The organism is Papillibacter cinnamivorans DSM 12816 (genome assembly GCF_900176335.1).
In the GTDB taxonomy this organism is placed as follows: domain Bacteria; phylum Bacillota; class Clostridia; order Oscillospirales; family Oscillospiraceae; genus Papillibacter; species Papillibacter cinnamivorans.
Genome location: NZ_FWXW01000008.1, coordinates 25,354 through 43,181 on the forward strand (window position 1 = coordinate 25,354; position 17,828 = coordinate 43,181).

Sequence of the window (17,828 nt, forward strand, 5' to 3'; positions counted from 1 at the left end):
TTTATAGGAAAAAATGCCAATAAGCAATTGACATTAAATGCTAATCCGTAATAGTATTAGAGATAAGAATAAGTCGAAAAAGGGTGTGATATGTCGCATGAATTGGAATCCTGAACCGAACACTTCCGGATAGCACCCCTCTCTCAACTTCTTAATCCTGCGCAATCGGATTTTATTTCGCGTCCCCCTTTTTACGCAGCTTTTTCCGGGGTAATCCGGCGCGGCAGAGGCTCCTGCGCAATATGACGGCAATCTTCCTGAAACCGAATGACATCGTCTATACGGATCTTACACCGGGCATTTTGGAGGCCAACCCAAAATTCTGATCTGGAATGATCGAGAAGGAATTGAGAGAGATGAAAGAAAGATTGAAAAAGGCGATTTCTATCCTTCTGACGGCGGCGATGCTGATCGTCCTGCTGCCGGCCATGAGCATACCCGCGGGAGCGGAAGTAATCGGCAGCGACTATACCGCGACGGTCGTTTTTAAAGATTCCGGGAACAATCCGGGGTCGGGTTACGCTGTGGTGCTTAAGCAGGGCGACCTGAGCTTTGATCTGACCGAAAGTTCGACCACAAAGGGTACATACACCGCCTCCGTTCCCGCCGGGACATATGACATTTACGCCGGCGGCACGGACACCGAAGAGGACATCACGGTGGACAGCAGCGGCGGCAGCGCGACGGTGGACTGCACCCCTTCCCTTACGGCCACGGGCAACAGCGGCAACTATGTTGAGCTCTCCTGGAAAACCTACAGCACAACCGGCCACTATATGGTCTATCAGAAGGATAACGGCGAGGACGCCAGCCAGTATCAGACGATACCCGTCAGCGTGAACATAAAGGTCCTGAACGTATACCCCGATGCCGCCGGTTCCGACGGTCTTCAGGGCTGGATGAACACTTCAACTTCGGGAAGCGACACCGTGGGCAGCCCGACGGTGGACGGCGTCAAATACACGATGACGGTGGATAAAATCGATATCACGACTTTCAACAGCACTCCTGCCACATATCTTTATAAGAACTCCGACGGAAGCTACAATTACGACGTCATCTACTTCGGAGCATGGGATTCCAATAACGGCAGAGATCTGTCCGCTTCCGCCGCAAACGTCGTGGGCACTTTCATCCAGTACGGCGGCGGCTGCCTGTTCGGGCACGACACGGCCTATTACGGACACAGCAATTTTTACGGGCTTGCGTCATCCTATATGAATATGCTCAGCAGCTCGGGCATCGGGTTTTACGGCAGCAGTTCAGGCAGCAGTACCGTATTGGTGCTGAAAAACGGCCTTCTGACGAATTTCCCCTATAAGCTGACCGGCGATCTCGTTGTGCCCGCGTGCCATTCCACAGACCAGTTCGCCATGGGCGACGTCTGGATGAACTTCGAAGCCGTCAATTTAAGCAGCGGCTGGAATGTTGTGCACACAGAATACGCCTACCAGACGGGCACGAACAATTTTTACCTGACGACCTGGAACAACTGCGCAATGATCCAGACCGGGCACAGCGGCGGCAATTCCTCCGCCGACGAGCAGAAAATCCTCACCAACACGCTCTATTACCTGGCGCAGATCACGAAGGAAAAATCGGCCAGCGATCATATGTCTCAGGATTTCGCCTCGCCGGACGCCGTCAGTTCGGGCAGCGTAAGCTCCGCCGCGTCTGGGACCGACGGTGAAATCATCCGCTGGACCGCCTCGGACGACAACGGCAGCATTTACAATTATTATCTCAAGGAAGTATCCCAGGACGGGAGCAGTTCTCTCCTCTCCCCAACGACAAACGCGACGGTCACCACGGGCGTATCCGGCTACTATGTGCTTGTGGATACGAATGCGACCGCGAGCGCGAGCACCGTTAAAAGCAGCGGCACAAAAGTGACCGGAACCTCCTATACCAAGACCGGGCTGACGAACGGCACCACTTACTATGCCCATATCGTGACGGTGGACGGCAACGACAACCTGTCCGGCGTGACCACGGCCTCCTTCGCCTATGTGACGCCCGGTCTGTCGGCAGCCGCCGGCACTTCCCCGCTCGCGGAGGCGAACCTCAACGGCAACAGCCTCGCGGTCACGCTCACGGGCACGACCTTCGCGGACGGCACCCTTTCGGCCTCCAATTTCACTCTGAACAACAAGCCGGCGGGCTTAAGCGTCGGAAGCGTCTCCTATACGGACGCGACCCATTGCACGGTGAACCTTGCATATGACGGCTCCGTATTCGGCAGCGTGAGCAATTTCAGCCTCACCATCGCGGGTTCCGAGCTGAACTCCGGCAGCAGCCTTACCTCCGGGACGCTGGCGATCACGGCAAAGCTGCACGGCACGGCGAAGATCAGCGGAACCGCCGCCTACGGGCAGGAGCTTACGGCGTCGGTTGAAAACTGCAACAGCACGGGCACCCTTTCCTACCAATGGCTGCGCGGCGGCGCGGAAATTTCCGGCGCGACGGGGCAGCGCTATACCCTGACCGCGGACGATATCGGCAGGGAGATATCGGTCCAGGCAGACAGCAGCGTTGAGACGGACGGCCCGCTGGTAAGCTCCTCTGTAACGGTGGCAAAAGCCGACTGCGGGACGGTCACGGGCATCGCGCCCGTCCTGTCTTCCAAAACCGTCCGGAGCATCACCGTAATCCAGGTCGCCGGCTACGAATACGCCGTCGTCGCCCATGGAGCGGCGGTCCCCTCCGCCGGCTGGCAGGACAGCAATGTGTTTACCACCCTGTCGCCGGGCAGGGATTACGACGTCTACCAGCGGGTGAAGGAGACGGCGACGGTCAAGGCTTCGGCCCCCAGCGACGCGCTGGGCGTGACGACCGATTATTGGCTCAGCGATACGGACAACAGCGCGAAGGCAGAGCTGGACGGGCAGTCGCAGGACGCGGGCACGCAGGAGACCTCCACGGGCTCGGACGGCAGGATAACGACGACGGTGACCGTGGATGAAGACAAGATGAGGAGCATCCTCGAATCGGCGGAGACCGGCGACACCGTTACGCTTCCCATAACCGGCGATTCGGATGCGGTGAGAGGCAGGCTGACGGGGCAGACGGTAAAGGACATGGAAAACAAGTCCGCGACCCTGGCCGTCCAGACCGATTCGGCCATCTACAGGCTGCCCGCCGAGCAGATCGATATCGCGAGTATCTCCCGGCAGTTCGGCGAGGACATTTCGCTCTCCGACATCGACGTAACAGTGGAGATCTCCGTACCGTCGGCAGAGACGGCGGCGGTGGTGGAAAGCGCTGCGGAGGACGGCGGCTTTACCCTCATGGTCCCGGCGGTGGAATTCACCATAAGCTGCGAGTATAACGGGCGGACCATTCCGGTGAGCAGTTTCAACGCCTATGTGGAGCGGCTGATCCGGATCCCCGATGGCGTCGACCCCAATAAAATAACCACCGGCGTCGTGGTCGAGCCGAACGGGACGACCCATCACGTGCCGACGCAGGTGACCGTGATCGACGGAGTATACTACGCCAGGATCAACAGCCTGACCAACAGCACCTACGCTCTGGTCTGGCACCCCATCGAGTTTAACGACGCGGAAGGCCACTGGGCGAAGGACGCAATCAACAACATGGGCTCGCGCATGGTCCTGTACGGCGTGGGCGGCAATACTTTCGAGCCCGACCGATCCATGACCCGCGCGGAATTCGCCGCGGCGGTAGTGCGGGCCCTGGGCCTTGAGCCGGGCACCGGCTCCGTCAGCTTCAGCGACGTGGGCGAGAACGACTGGTTCCTCCCCTATGCCCAGACGGCGGCTTCCTACGGCATCATCAAAGGATACCCCGACGGGGCCTTCGGTCCGAACGACACGATCACCCGCGAACAGGCGATGGCCATACTGTCTCGGGCAATGACGATCACCGGCCTGGACGCGGAGCTTACCTCCGGCGATGTCGGCGCCCTTCTGGGCGCCTACGCGGACAGCGCGGAGGTCTCCGCCTACGCCGAGGACAGCGTCGCAGTCTGCCTGAAAACCGGCATCGTGAACGGCAGAAGCAGCACCGCGATAGCGCCGCGGGAAAGCGTTACCCGCGCGGAGGTGGCCGTCATGATCCAAAGGCTGCTGCAAAAGTCGGAACTGATCTAAAACGGATATCCGCACAAAAGGACCTGCGAAACACCGGAAGTGTTTCGCAGGTCCCTTTATTTCTCCGAAAAAGCCTTCTTTTCTGCGGGACCGGGGGCTGTATATCGCTGAAAAGCTGGGCCTGGAGGCCTGGGGCGTCCCCTCCGACCTGCGGGACTATCCCGGCCAGTTCTACCGCGAAGCCAGGGAAATCCTCGCCCGGGCCAAGGACTTCGTCGCCGTCCTCTTCATGCCCCGCCCCACCTATCTCGGCGCCTCCATCTCCATCACCGGCAGCGGGGATGCTACGGATGGGTAGGGGAATAAAAGTTTGATTCTCAATCTGTACTAAAAAGAATGAGCGACTTTCGGTAACTTATTCCTGCCTACAGTAAAGAATTTTTATATATCGCTTAAATTAAAGGCTCTGGATTTTAACGTCCAAAGCCTTTAAACGTTACAAATCATCACATTCTTCAATATTGCTAAATCCTTCTTCTTTAAAATGTTTTGATATTTGCCGCAATGTAGTAGCAAAACGAGAGTACCCGGCATCGTCTGCCAGGTTTGCTTTATCTTGATAACGATCTGATAGTTCAAAATCTGCCTTTCCTGTTTTATCTATTGAATGAACACCTCTTGAATTAATGGCCTCTGTTCTATAGCCTTCTCTAATTCTATCGCTATCACTTGCTTGAAGAAGGACTGCAATATTTTTGTGTATAAAAAATCCTGAAGGATCTGCCGGAGAATAGTATAGTAATTTTCCAAGAGTAATCATCGCTACTTCAAATCGATCTATCAATTTACTCTTTTCTTTAACATTTTGAACCCATTCCTCGAATTTTTCTATATTTAACAAACCTTCTTCATTACTTCCAGGTACAATTTTACATCCGCTTAAAAGATAGTAATATTGTTCTGCCATTATTTTTGAATGTTCACTTAATTTTTTTTCGCCTTCACATTCTTCTTTTTTATTTCTTGGCTTGTAGATCATTTCTATAGCGTTTATAAACAAATCGGGATTATCAGCTACTCCTTGATATAATGTCTTTGCATTGATTTCAGAACTGTCATCAAGGATACGTAAAAACTTCCATTCAAGTTTTAACATAATTTCATGGTCAATTGTTTGCTTTTGTAACCAGCCAATTATTTTTGAAATGTTGTATGCAGTCATATCATTGCATTTTAAAGCTTCGCCGCTCACTTCATTTAAACAAAAAATAGCTATACCCGGTTCAATTAAAGATTTCTCAATCATACCATTTATGATATCAATGGCTTCTTCAATTTTGTTTACGTTGATTAAATTTGAAACTACATAATTATTAAATTCAAGTCCATCTATTTCTATTATGTAAGGACTTATTAGATTCCAATAAATACTCTCATTACCTTCTATCTTCTTCTTAACATAGTCTAATGTTTCATTTGCAAGCGGAATTAATGCCAAAAAAGTAGCATTTTTATTAGACGGCCATTGGGAATCCATTGTCTTATATACCCATTCAATACCTTCATTACTAAATTTTTTTATTATATAATTATTAGCTACAGTTCGCAGTATCTCGTCTTCAGAAGTAATCCCTTTGAGAATTACTTCTTTAAATGCCTCTATTTCTGAAAGATTCGCTAAACAGCGACCAATTATCTCAGGTTTATCTACTCTATGTGCATATTCCAGCAGGCCAAAAAGGTTAATATTTTCAAATAATTGTTTAACTACTGTTAATTGATTTTCGGATAACTCTTTTTCTGATTTTTTCCAATCACCTTTATTCCTTATTAGTAGACTATGTTGTTCTTTTTTGAATAATCTAGCTGAATAAATTGTAATATCAATGGGTTTGTATTTTTCAGTAATCGCTTCTATTTTCTTAATTGCTTCCTCTGGCAAAGCCCATTTAGCTTCTGGAAAACTTTTATGATGTGCAATGAAATCCAGAAGTTTATCCCAAATTATATATTTGAATTGATCATCTGGTTCATTATCTAAATAATTATCATAGAAATCACACAATTTTTCGAATAGTATCTTTGGTACATTATCTAGGAATTCTATTAATTCGGCTATACGATCTGCCGATCCTTCTGCCGCTTCCATTGCGTTCATAAAATAACATTCTGTAATTTCCCAATACTCTTCTGTACTAATTGTTTCAGGTATATTACCATAAGGTAAAAAACGAGGACGTTCGATCGGATTTCCAGCTTTTACTTTACCTGGTAACAACGATATAATTAGTTTCCATCCTAATTCATTATTTTCTCTCTGTAGCGTGCCTATGATAGATTTCCGTCTAGATAATACTGCCGATGTTTGAGGAAACCACGGAAGTAATATCCCTGTTAGCGTACTTAACGCTTTTTCACTATATGCTGCAAGAGAAAACAAATTTTGACATGAACTTGTAAAATAATCAGAATTGCAGGCAATTAATGATAATGCATAGAAAAGACTTGGACCATATTTATATTCAAATACTCCAATTTCACCTTCATTTAAGAACTTTTGTATTGGGTTATTGTCATGTTTTAAATTCATTTCAATTGATCTAAGAAATACTTCTGGTGCAGCCTCAGCAAGCAAACTCAAATTTTCAGAAAGTGTCGCCCATATTTTCCAGTCTTTGATTTTTAATATTTCTCTTATAATAATTGACGCATAATTATTAATCTTTGTTCTTGTGCATGAAGTAAAATATTCGGGTTTATTACCTAATATAGCTAAAAACTCTGATAATCCATGAGTGATTTCATGAGAATAAATAGGTTTTTTATTATAGATCTCCGCCATAAATCTCTGATTCTGCTCAAGGTTATACCGAGGATTAATTGTTGTTAAAACTTTGATTATTTGTTCTTTAATAATCTCAAAATAACTATCATATATTTTATTTCCTTCTTGCTTTAAAATATCAGAACGGTTTTTAATCTTCCAAACTCCGTTACTAAACTGTATTGAAGTATTTTCTAATGATCTAATATCTCGTATTGGTTGAATCCAGTTCTGATATGTTTCTTGAGTGATTTCTTCAATTAGTTTAATATCATTATTATTATTTTCGTCCCAAGCACCTAATATTGCTGCTAACAAGGTTGAAGAAAGACCCGTATTATATTGCCTATTAATTGCTGATTGATAGACTGGATACGAATAAAATTCAGGTTGATTTATACTTTTAATGATGCGTATCCTATCTTGATGTGTCATTAGATAATTTTTGCTTCCACGTCTTAGAAAAGCTTGCCCTCTAAATACACCTTCCCGTTCATTTTTTGCAAATGTATCTTTGACTTCATAAATTCTATCGTTATTTGCTTTTGAAATAAATATGTATCCGAATGTTAATCCTTCATACTCAATAGTACCAGTTTGGATATCTGGCCTTGGATTTATTTTATCAAATAAATTTTGATATTCATTATCATCTTGCATTGGAATAGTTCCTAATCCTCTTTTTTCAAGTGTTTTATCTACAATTCCAAATATAATAAATTTATTATGCCCTATTCCAAAATCAGAATTTAGCATTGCTATTACTGTCTCAATAACTCTATAGCAATTCTTATGGTTATATGGTATTTCTTTGTATTCAATGGTATCAAATTCTGATGGCAATTGAGAGAGAACCTCAAGAATATATTCATTTGGGGTCCAAAGCATAAAAACTCACCTCATATTGTATAAATCAATAATTCTTTGTTAATATTATTTTGCTAAAATATAATTATAGTTTTACACCAACATAATAGTACTCTTTTCGCTATTTTACAATAATTGGTGTAATAAAAAGGCCCTGATTACATATCAGGGCCTTTTCTGTATCTTGTGTCAATGGTCAATAATTTCTTCTACTTGACTGTGAGATATGACCATAATATATGATTTTTTATTTAACAAATGAAAATTCGTTGAGTTCCTTAAAATCCAAAAACTCTGCCAGGGTCATATTCATACCGATTGCGATACGGTGCAGTGTCTGTATACGCGGGTCTTTCGTTACTCCGCGTACAATATTGTCAATCGTAGACTGATTGAGACCGCTCATGGACGCCAGCTTGTTATAAGCAATCCCTCTTTGCCTGCATATGGAGGATATACGCATTATGATGATTTCGGAATATGTCATAAGCATCTCCTACCTGTATTCGAATCTTTCTTACATAATAATGGATGTTATGACTGTAATTACCCGAATTCGGGTTGACTTGTGAAATAAATCCATGATATTATTACCTATATTCGGGTAATTTTATTAAACTGACGCTAGTAGAGGACTTCAACATGAACGACAAGCAAAATACCTGCTGTTTTTCGGGGCACAGGCCGGGGGGACTGCCGTTTGGGCACGACGAGAAACACCCGGACTGTATCCTGCTGAAAATGCGCTTGCTGGAGGAAATGGTGGGTATGCGCGGGCGCGGGGTCACCACCTTTCTCTCCGGCATGGCGCAGGGAACAGATCTGATCGCCGCGGAGATCGCGCTGAATCTGAAGTGGGCCGATCCCTCCCTTCCCGTCCGCCTGGTGGCCGTCATCCCCCATGAGGGGCAGGCGGACCGCTGGACGGTGCCCTGCCGGGAGCGGTACTTCAAAATCCTGTCGGAGGCCGACGAGGTGATCACCCTTCATAAGCAATACACCGCCTCCTGCATGCACGAGAGGAACCGGTACATGGTGGACGCCTCCTCTTATCTCATCGCCGTTTTCGGCGGAGCTCCCGGCGGCACGAAATACACCGTGGATTACGCCGTCAAAAAAGGGCTGGACGTCGTAATCTTCGACCCCGTCACCCTGAAACGGCGGCATATCCCCTCCTCTTTGCCCTATCCGGCCGTTCCGTAAAGGGTGCCTCCCTTGTCAAAGGGAGGGGGACCGCTTCAGCGGTGGTGGGATTGTCATTCGCGAAAGGACTTCCTTTCTGGATCGTTTTCCGTTTTCTCCCGAATCCCTCCGTCAGGCTTCGCCTGACACCTCCCTTTCGCAAGGGAGGCTTATCGCCTGAGGGCGGAATTATTCAGGCGGCAAAAGCCCTTTGTCTTCCGCCCGCTTTGCTGGCGGTTTTCCTCGTTACACAACAAAAGGCCCTGACTTTGCCGTCAGGGCCTTTTAATGTGTTTGCGGAAGTATGAGGAATCACCGGTTCGTTATCTTTTCGCGGATCTCCGCGCATTTCAGCGGAGAGAGAACCGCCGCCGTGCCGGAGCCGAAATAGGCCACGTCGTCGATGGCGAGCCACCGGCTTTTCTGGCCGTATTTGAAGTTCAGAACAGCGTTGCCTCCCTGGGCGCGCGCCTTAAAGGCCAGCTCCCGCTTGACGTCGTTTAAATTCTTCAGCTGCGATCAGGTAGATCTTCATCGCTGTGCCTCCGCAGCCCGCCGGCCCGCTTTGCCGCCGGCGCATCGGGCCGAAACGGCTTAACCGGACTTCGGCGCCGCCTCCGGCTTTCGCTTTGAGGCGGCACCGTTTATTCCCGGGCTTATTTTCTGTTTTCCCAGAGCTCCACCAGAATGCCGCTGGAGAATTTGGGACGGACAAAGTTGATCCAGGTGTTCTCGAAGGCGGAACCGGGATTCCCCGCCCGGACAGGCGCCTTTTCCAGCATTTCGCACCCCTGGGAAATCAGCTCGTGGCAGGCGGTTTCTATGTCCTCCACCTCGTAGCAGACGTGATGGATCCCGCCCTTGCCGTTGTTGAACTCCTTCAGAACGCCCCCGGAGGGGATAAGAAACTCGATGGGGCTCTCCTGCCCGTTCGCCTTGGTAAAGATCGCCTTCGCCTGGTACGGGGTCTCGCCGATACTGGCCGCCTCCAGGCCGTACTGGGCCATGAAGGCGTACGCCTTTTCCTCCGTGGGCACGATGATACCCACATGGTGCATTTTCATCCTCTGAAACACGGTTCTTCCTCCTCCGGGCAGCTTATGCTGCTTAATTCACGGGACGGGGTGCCGCTGATTATAAGATAATCCATTTTTCGCCCTTTTACAATTCCCGATTAAAAAATCGCGGAGGAAGGGAAGCACGGCATTCTGCGATTTTACGCTGTCCGTTTTTTGCGCTGTTCTTTTATTGCGCAGTTCAATTTTTGCGCTGTTTTTCTATCTCATCCCCGCGCGCCGGGCTTTTCTGGCCGCGCCAGCCCCGGCCAAAAAAATATTTGCGGAGTTTCCCCACAAGCGGATAAACCGCGTTCCGCTGCTTTTTCAATCGAAAAACGCGGCCCTGATACAAATTCAGGGCCGCGTTTTGTTCAGTAACTATTCAGGAGCCGACGGGTCTTTCCTACCGTTTTCCGCGTTTTTTCCTTCCGCCCATCAGGATATAAACCCCCGAGGCGAAAAGAAGGACTAAAGAGGCGGCGGCCGCAATAATCACCATGGGGTACTCCCCCGCGAAACCCGAGGCCATCAGGTGATTTGCCAGGATGCCGGCATAGGCCCAAACGAAAACCAGAAGATACGCAACGCACCGAAACCGGACAGCCGCCACAGCGCCGATAACGGCTCCCAGGGCCAGAATAATCACCGTCCAGACCGGCTGGGAAAGCCCGAAACCGTCCCATCCCAGCCAGACGAGAAGCGCCGTGACGTTTGCGATGGCGGCCACGGTGATCCACCCGGAATACACGCCGAAGGGCACCTTGACAAAAAGCGCCTCCCTCCCGGTGAGTTTCTTGCCGCCCAGCATGCGCATGATTGCCAGAAGCACAGCCAAAAGGCCCGCCATGAGAAGAACGGACAGCGGGACCAGTTCATAGTGCCAGGCGAAAATCCACAGAAGATTCAAAACGGAGGAAACGGCAAACAGGACTCCCACCCGGCACAGGAGCTCCTCGTCCGTCTCCCCTTTCCCACGGAACAGACCCAGGAGATAGAGAACGTGCGCCGCCAGCAGGATGTAGATGACTCCCCATATGGCGAAGGTGAAGCCGGGAGGCGAAAAGAGGTTAGGATATTCCGCCGCCGCTTCCGCCGTGGTAACCCCGCCGATGGGAAGAACGTTTGCCAGAATATTGACGAGAATCATCGCAAGAAAGGCAATGACCGCCGCCGCGGTTACCACCGGGCATCTGCTTTTTGTTTTCATAACGACTCCCTTCCGCATTTCCCTGTTCTTTCTCTCTCAGTAAAAGCCCCGGGCCGCTGCGATTTCCGGGCATTCGGCATTCCTTCCGCGCAGCGTGCGCGGGGAGCGATCCCCGACGCCTCCGGCCGGGTGCCTTCGTTCTTAAAACCGCCTGTACTGTTATTATCTTATCATACGACCCTGCCCGGAATCCAGTGCATTTTGTCCTTTCGCATCCCTTTCCCGGCTTTATCGCCGGACAATTTATGCTTGTATATTCTTATGTTTTTTAAAGCGGAAACAGACTTGTTTTTTCGGCAAGGAGATTTTTTTACTTACATCCGGCTGAAAAAATATGCTACACTATACATACAACGTGCGGTTTTGACGAACGTAAGTCCAGTTGTCAAACCTCACGTTTTCAATTTAAACATTCATTTTTCGGAATACTTCAAAGGAATTCAGGTGACACTATGGCAACTTTATCCCGCCGTTCCAATCTTGAGCTGCTTAAAATGCCGGACTGCGGGGGGCTCAGAGAAGACGGAAGGTGCAGCCGGATCGATATCCCCTGCTGCACGGGTCCCAAATGCGCATTTTTCCGGGAAGCGAGCAGTCCTGCAAAAGCCCGGATCCGGCTGCGATCACTGGACGAAGCGCTCCAGAAGCGTATCGCGGACAAATATTACGGCGGGAAGCGCCCCTGGACCCATCCCTGCGAAGAAAGCACGGAGGCAAAGGGTCATGTTTAAAACCGGGGATTTGGTTCTCTACGGAGGCACGGGGGTCTGCAGAGTCACGGAAATCACACAGCGCGATCTGCAGGGGGCCGAAGGAAACGCGCTGTACTATATCCTGAAACCTCTTTACAGCAATTATATCGTTTCCACACCGGTAGACACCGAGAAGGTTGTCATTCGTCCCATCCTTACGAAGACCGAGGCGGAACAACTTATCGACAGGATCCCCTCTTTCCATCCGAAGCCGTTTTACAGCCGCATGATCCGGGAGGTCGCGGAGCATTACGAAGCTCATTTTAAAACCTATTGCTGCGCGGATCTGATGGAACTGTCCATCTCGCTCTATGCGAAAAAGCAGGAATCGGAGCGGCAGAACCGAAAATTCGGCCTGGTGGACGAGCGGTATATGAAACGAACCGAGGAGCTTCTCTTCGGAGAGCTGGCCGCGGCGCTTGGAATTTTGAAAGAAGAAGTTCCCTCTTATATTACGGCGAGGGTCGGGAAAAAAGGAGGGGAACCTGATGGCAAATGTGACTCATGAGCAGGTCCGGCACAGGCAATTCGGCGTCGGGACGGTTACCGAGCAAACCGAAACCACAGTAACGGTTATGTTCAATGGGGCTTTCGGACTCCGCAAATTTCAATATCCCCTGGCCTTCGATGCGTATCTGGAGCTTTGCCGTCCCGACGCAAAGCAGGCTATGGACACGGAGCTTCAGCAGTTCAGGGAACAGACGACAGCGGAACAAAAACGCAGAATCGAGGACCTGGATCGGCGCCGAGAAGAAAAGCGGCGGGCATTCCTTGTTGGAAAAAAGACTTCCCGCAAAAGCACGCAGGCGAAAAAAAACGGAAAATCAGCAAAATCCGAATAAACAGCACAGGCCGCCGGCTTATATCCGGCGGCCTGTGCTGTTCAGTGCCATTTCAGCAGGCCCTCCGCGCGGAGGGTATCCGCATTCCCGCGCTTTCCTCAAGCGGTCTATTCCATGTATTCCCCACAGCTGTAATCATTAAACTGACGTTTTAGCTTGAGAAGGATCGAGTCGTCGGGCTGAACGGTTTCCTCGATAATCTTATACTGAATCCGTTTGCGGTCAAGCTTCTGTTTAAATTGCTCCAGCTCTTCCCTAACGGCTGCTGCGGCCTCTTCGTGGCCAACCAGGTCTTCTTTCAGCTGAAAATGAATGGTCTGCTCCAGGCAGGCGTATTTGATCCGCTTCATTCTTCTTCCTCCTTTGCCAGCATATTCTATCACGTTTCAAAAAGCAGCCGCAAACGAAAAAAAACGCAATTTTAAAGTTTGTGAAATACGCGCATGCACTGCCGGCGCAACATTTGTGCAGTTTTTCAGGTGAGAATTATCCAACCGCGCCAGCCGGATGCCCCCTGCTATACTTCTCCGTAACGTACATCCAGGTCCCGGACTATTCCGCGTATGAACCCATGCTCCGGCACATATATTGAAACGAGCGTTCCCGGATGCTCAAATCCAACCGGGGCGGTTTTCGCCATGAAAAAAACCAGGATTCTTCTCATACGGAGAAAACGTCTGTTTCCGCTGTCTCTCTTTATTCTGCTCGCCGCCGTGTGCGCCGCGGGCTTTTTTTTCACGCGCACCCCGCCCGAGACGGCGGAAGCCTTCTCCGGGGAATTCATGTGGTACTATATCCCCCAGGAGGCGGGGGAGCCCCCTCAGCCCATGGAAAAGGCGGAGTATATCGGAAATTACAGGATCCTCTACCTGGGGAAAACCGAAGAAAAGGTCATCTACCTGACCTTTGACGACTGCCCTGAAAACCAGAACATTCCCGCTATTCTGGACATCCTGGAAGAGCACGGCATCACGGCCGCCTTTTTCATGAACGAGACCTATATCCGAAAGTACCCGGAGGTCGTCCGGCGGGCGGTGGACGCGGGCTGCCTCATCTGCAACCACACAGCCCACCATGTAAGCGTTACGCGGCTTTCCTTCAGCAAATTCAAAGCCGAACTTCGGGGCGTGGAGGAAGCCTACCGGGATGTGACGGGCAAAGAGCTTTCCCGATTCTTCCGGCCGCCCCAGGGCCTGTTCACCGAAACCACCCTGGGCTACGCCCAGGAGCTGGGGTATACCACGGTGTTCTGGTCCTTCAGCTACGACGACTGGAACGAGTTCGCCCAGCTTTCTGCGTCCCGCGCCATTTCCATTGTCATGAAGGAAACCCATCCGGGGGAGATCGCCCTGTTTCACTGTCAGTCCCGGACCAATTTAAAAATCCTGGACGGGGTGATTACCGCCTGGAGCGAGGCGGGGTACTCCTTCGGATCGCTGGAAGACCTGGCGGACTGATAAAACTGTCGGTTAAAAAGGTACCGGAATATTTCAGACTAGCTCAAAAAGCCGCCGGGTCAAAGCCGGCGGCTTTTTGGATTCGGACTATATTATGCACATTTCCCTGCAGCATCTTTCAGGCTTCCGACAGCGTACCGATGAGCCGCCGGGCAAATTCCCCTGCATGTTTCTTTTTTTCCTCGGTGATAAACTCCGCTTTGTATCCGAAATCCCTTTCCGCCAGCATGCCGATATAGTCAAGCTGAGAGTGCCTGCAGTAGCGCCTGATTCCCTCTTCGAAGAGATCGGCCCCCTTTTCGGGGCGATACCCGCAGGTGGTTATAATCGCCGCTTTCTTTCCCTTCCAGAGTGACGGGCCTTTTTCATCGCCATAATATTTGTTCATTCCGTACATCAGCCGATCGAGAATCGCCTTCATGGGAGGCGTGCAGTACCAGCAGTAGATCGGCGTAGCCAGAATCATAACGTCGCACCCGTACACCTTGTCGAAGATCTCCTGGGCGTCATCTTGAAACCTGCATCCGAAAATCGTCCAGTCTTTCTGGCAGCTGCGGCAGGCGACGCAGGGCTCAATATGCTTGTCGTGGAGCCATATCTGATCATGCTGAACCTTATGACGATCCAACTCTTCAAGAAACGGCCTGATCAATTGAGCCGTATTCCCGTTTTTGCGCGGGCTCCCGCTGAGTATGCAAAATTTCATATCCGATTCCCCGTCCATTTGATTCAATTGCTGCTTGACCGGTTTTGAAGCCTGAGAAAGCGTTCACCGGTGTTGCGAACCTTTCCAATTTCTGCTACAGTAAAACTATAGCAGAAATATTCCCTGTTTCCTAGGGCAAAGCACGGTATTTTAAAAATCGGTGCAGAGAAAAGGAAAGGAGATCTTCCATGGCAAGCGCAGCTTTGGATTATAAGAAAGAATTTTGGGACCTATATCACCCGAAAGCCGCGCCCCGCTTGATAGACGTGCCCGCCATTCTCTTTCTGGCGGTTGACGGCAAAGGCAATCCCAACGAGGAGGGCGGCGAATACTCCCGGGCCATGGAGCTTCTATACGCCCTGAGCTACTCCATCAAAATGAGCAAAATGGGACCGGAAAAGCCGGAGGGCTATTTTGAGTATGTGATACCGCCGCTGGAAGGTCTCTGGTGGCTGGAGGGGGACCGGCCCTTCGCCTTTTCGGAGAAGGACAAATTCTGCTGGACCTCTATGATACGCCAGCCGGAATTTGTAACGCCCGGGATGCTGGATTCGGCAAAAGCCGCCGTACGGAAGAAAAAACCGGAACTGGACGTCTCCCGGGCAAAATTCTTTACCTATCGGGAAGGGCTCTGCGTCCAGGTGATGCACCTGGGGCCCTATGACGGGGAACCGGCCACCATGGCGCGGCTGCAGGAATTCCTCCGGGCAAACGGGTACCGGGACGCCGTGTCCGACCGGCTTCCGGACGGAACCGTTCTCCGGCATCACGAGATCTATCTGGGAGATCCCCGAAAGACGGAGCCCTCCAGGCTGAAGACCGTTCTGCGCCACCCTGTGAAGAAATAATCTGGACTTCAATAAAATGTCGATACAACAAAAGAAACAGTACGGTTGTCCCCCCGCCTCCGGCGGGGGGACAACCGTACTGTCTTGTTTAATCTTTTTGGGGTTAATAGTATAAAACGACGGGTTCGGACCGCGCGGTACCGTTTGTTCTCCTGTAAATTTTACCGCGGGATTGTTCTTTCCCGTTTCACCAAATCCAATGGAAAATTTCTGTAAATATTCGGTAAGTCACCGCTGAATTAATATTCTGCGGTGACTTGTCCTTTTGATTCATAATTGAATTTTTTCACGGAATTTCCGCGGTTCCTGCCGTCTATTTTATGGAATTTAAAAATATTTTTTAATATCGGATACGGTACTTTCCCTTCCTTCGGACAATGGACGACTGACTGGTTTGGAGGACCTCCGCCGCCTTATAGGTATTGCCGTATTTATGAAGGGCATATTCCACATAGTTTTTTTCGCACCGGGCAAGGTATTCCCTCAGGGAGGTCTTCTTCTCCAGAAGCATGTCGTATTCCTCGTTTACGGCTTCGCTTTCTTCCGGTTCATCCTGCCATCCAAGGGCGTAATCGGGAGCAAATTCCGCCGTTATATCCCCGATGTTGCTGATCTCAATGGTTTCGTCAAAGCTCATGACCACAGCCCGTTCCACGAAATTTTTCAGTTCCCGCACGTTCCCGGGCCAGTTGTACCGGGTCATATATGTCAGGGTATTGGGCGAGAGGGTCTTCTTTTTGTTGTATTTATCGCAGTACCGCCTGAGAAACAGCGACGCGAGAGGGACAATGTCCTCCCGCCGGTTTCTCAGGGGCGGGAGCACGATGGGAATTACATTGAGCCTGTAGTACAGGTCGCTGCGGAAGCTGCCTTCGTTAATCGCCGCGATAAGGTCCTGATTGGTCGCCGTGATCAGCCGGAAATCCACAAGGTGATGCCGGTTGGAGCCCAGGCGCTGAATCTGCCTGGTTTCCAGCGCGCGCAGCAGCTTTCCCTGCAGGTTCAGGGGCATGGAATTGATCTCGTCCAAAAACAGGGTCCCCTTATCGGCTTCTTCGATCAGGCCCTGCTTTTCGGCCACGGCACCGGTAAAAGCGCCCTTCTCAAACCCGAAAAGCTCCGCCTCCAGCAGGTTTTCCGGCAGAGAGGCGCAGTTGATAATCACCAATTTGTTCTTATTTCTGAGGCTGTGTTCGTGGATGTAGTTGGCGATGACCTCCTTCCCGGTGCCCGTCTCTCCGGTAATCAGCACGGCGGAGTCCACTTTGGCAATCCTGTCCACCATTTCCATAAGCCTTCGCATCTCGGAACTTCTGGATATGACGGTATCCGACGGTCTTTCCTCCATATGGGGCATGGAAACGCAGTTGATTACATCGTGCCTAGCTGCCTCCTGCAGCGGGTCGTTGATCGTTGCAACGTCCCGGCAGATAGCAAGGATATTTTTTACGTTGCCGTTTCCGTCAAAAATTGGTGTGGATATGATAAGCTGCCTATAGCGCCGCTTGATTCCGTCCACATCCTGAAACATGATCACACGTTTTTTTTGCTTATATACAATGTCGGAGATGGAACTCTTGATAAAACCTTCCTTCACAAGATCGTAAACATTATACTGCATGATCTTTGTCTTCGATATTCCCGTCATCTTGACGTATGTGCTGTTTACGAAAATATAGTCGCCTTTTTCGTCCAGGACGTAAACGCCGTCGATAAAGTTATCCAGCATTGTCTCATAAAACTTGCTGTCCATCTTCCGTCACCTCCGCTGAATTTTTCTCTTCTCTGATATCATACTATTTTTAAGCCCGCTTGTCATCCTCCATCTCCGGCCAAATTCCGCCGCGGCAAAATTTTTGGCATAATAATTGCATATATCATTGGCAGATTCTAAATCTGCGGCAAACCGCCTGCCTGTCCGGGTGTGATTATCCTGTTCCGGTTCGGCAGTCCTGCTTGTTTGCCGATAGCCGCAGCTTAATTTATTATACCACGTTTCCTATTATATGGTATAATAAATGCGGTATCCGACA

General features: G+C 50.0%; 14 protein-coding genes. 7 read left to right on the forward strand and 7 right to left on the reverse strand.

Annotation, left to right across the window (positions count from 1 at the left end; translation table 11 throughout):
* The first annotated feature begins 356 nt into the window (after positions 1-356).
* Positions 357-4,112: an S-layer homology domain-containing protein gene (locus B9A13_RS11495; RefSeq protein WP_159448127.1), complete on the forward strand. Its 3,756-nt coding sequence runs from the start codon at positions 357-359 to the stop codon at positions 4,110-4,112.
* 436 nt (positions 4,113-4,548) lie between these two features.
* Here B9A13_RS11495 and B9A13_RS11500 read toward each other — a convergent pair whose 3' ends face one another.
* Together B9A13_RS11500 and B9A13_RS11505 are read right to left on the reverse strand one after the other, a co-directional pair.
* Positions 4,549-7,764, reverse strand: a complete 3,216-nt coding sequence (locus B9A13_RS11500; protein ID WP_084235313.1) for an ATP-binding protein — start codon at positions 7,762-7,764, stop codon at positions 4,549-4,551.
* A 226-nt stretch (positions 7,765-7,990) separates the two neighbouring features.
* Complete coding sequence (locus tag B9A13_RS11505) at positions 7,991-8,230, reverse strand: helix-turn-helix domain-containing protein (RefSeq protein ID WP_084235314.1); 240 nt, start codon at positions 8,228-8,230, stop codon at positions 7,991-7,993.
* Between the two features lie 155 nt (positions 8,231-8,385).
* On the opposite strand from B9A13_RS11505, the gene B9A13_RS11510 reads away from it, so the two are divergent.
* Positions 8,386-8,946, forward strand: coding sequence for an SLOG family protein (locus B9A13_RS11510; protein WP_084235315.1), 561 nt, complete (start codon positions 8,386-8,388; stop codon positions 8,944-8,946).
* Between the two features lie 635 nt (positions 8,947-9,581).
* Here B9A13_RS11510 and B9A13_RS11515 read toward each other — a convergent pair.
* Positions 9,582-10,001 carry a VOC family protein gene (locus B9A13_RS11515; protein WP_242942849.1) on the reverse strand — a complete coding sequence of 140 codons (420 nt, stop codon included), beginning with the start codon at positions 9,999-10,001 and terminating at the stop codon, positions 9,582-9,584.
* A 385-nt stretch (positions 10,002-10,386) separates the two neighbouring features.
* Positions 10,387-11,190 carry a lantibiotic ABC transporter permease gene (locus tag B9A13_RS11520; protein ID WP_084235316.1) on the reverse strand — a complete coding sequence of 268 codons (804 nt, stop codon included), beginning with the start codon at positions 11,188-11,190 and terminating at the stop codon, positions 10,387-10,389.
* Positions 11,191-11,642: 452 nt separating this feature from the next.
* Between B9A13_RS11520 and B9A13_RS13975 the strand changes: the two genes are divergently transcribed.
* Genes B9A13_RS13975 through B9A13_RS11530 form a run of 3 tightly spaced genes read left to right on the forward strand, consistent with a single transcriptional unit; the run spans position 11,643 to position 12,784 of the window.
* On the forward strand, positions 11,643-11,921 hold the full coding sequence (locus tag B9A13_RS13975) for a hypothetical protein (protein WP_143806981.1): 279 nt from the start codon (positions 11,643-11,645) through the stop codon (positions 11,919-11,921).
* A complete protein-coding gene (locus B9A13_RS13980; protein WP_143806983.1) occupies positions 11,914-12,450 on the forward strand; it encodes a CarD family transcriptional regulator in 537 nt (178 codons plus the stop codon). The genes B9A13_RS13975 and B9A13_RS13980 overlap by 8 nt, the downstream gene beginning before the upstream one ends.
* Complete coding sequence (locus B9A13_RS11530; RefSeq protein ID WP_084235318.1) at positions 12,431-12,784, forward strand: hypothetical protein; 354 nt, start codon at positions 12,431-12,433, stop codon at positions 12,782-12,784. The genes B9A13_RS13980 and B9A13_RS11530 overlap by 20 nt, the downstream gene beginning before the upstream one ends.
* Before the next feature lie 107 nt (positions 12,785-12,891).
* Here the strand turns inward: B9A13_RS11530 and B9A13_RS11535 are convergent, their stop codons facing one another.
* Positions 12,892-13,134 (reverse strand): hypothetical protein, encoded by a 243-nt coding sequence (locus B9A13_RS11535; RefSeq protein WP_084235319.1) that lies wholly within the window; start codon positions 13,132-13,134, stop codon positions 12,892-12,894.
* 288 nt (positions 13,135-13,422) lie between these two features.
* On the opposite strand from B9A13_RS11535, the gene B9A13_RS11540 reads away from it, so the two are divergent.
* Complete coding sequence (locus B9A13_RS11540; protein WP_159448128.1) at positions 13,423-14,241, forward strand: polysaccharide deacetylase family protein; 819 nt, start codon at positions 13,423-13,425, stop codon at positions 14,239-14,241.
* Between the two features lie 118 nt (positions 14,242-14,359).
* Here B9A13_RS11540 and B9A13_RS11545 read toward each other — a convergent pair whose 3' ends face one another.
* A complete protein-coding gene (locus B9A13_RS11545; protein WP_084235321.1) occupies positions 14,360-14,947 on the reverse strand; it encodes a flavodoxin family protein in 588 nt (195 codons plus the stop codon).
* Positions 14,948-15,135: 188 nt separating this feature from the next.
* Between B9A13_RS11545 and B9A13_RS11550 the strand changes: the two genes are divergently transcribed.
* Complete coding sequence (locus B9A13_RS11550; protein WP_084235322.1) at positions 15,136-15,795, forward strand: GyrI-like domain-containing protein; 660 nt, start codon at positions 15,136-15,138, stop codon at positions 15,793-15,795.
* A 340-nt stretch (positions 15,796-16,135) separates the two neighbouring features.
* Here B9A13_RS11550 and B9A13_RS11555 read toward each other — a convergent pair whose 3' ends face one another.
* The gene (locus B9A13_RS11555; RefSeq protein ID WP_084235323.1) at positions 16,136-17,548 is read right to left on the reverse strand and encodes a sigma-54 interaction domain-containing protein; all 1,413 of its coding nucleotides are present in this window, start codon (positions 17,546-17,548) and stop codon (positions 16,136-16,138) included.
* Positions 17,549-17,828 lie beyond the last annotated feature (280 nt).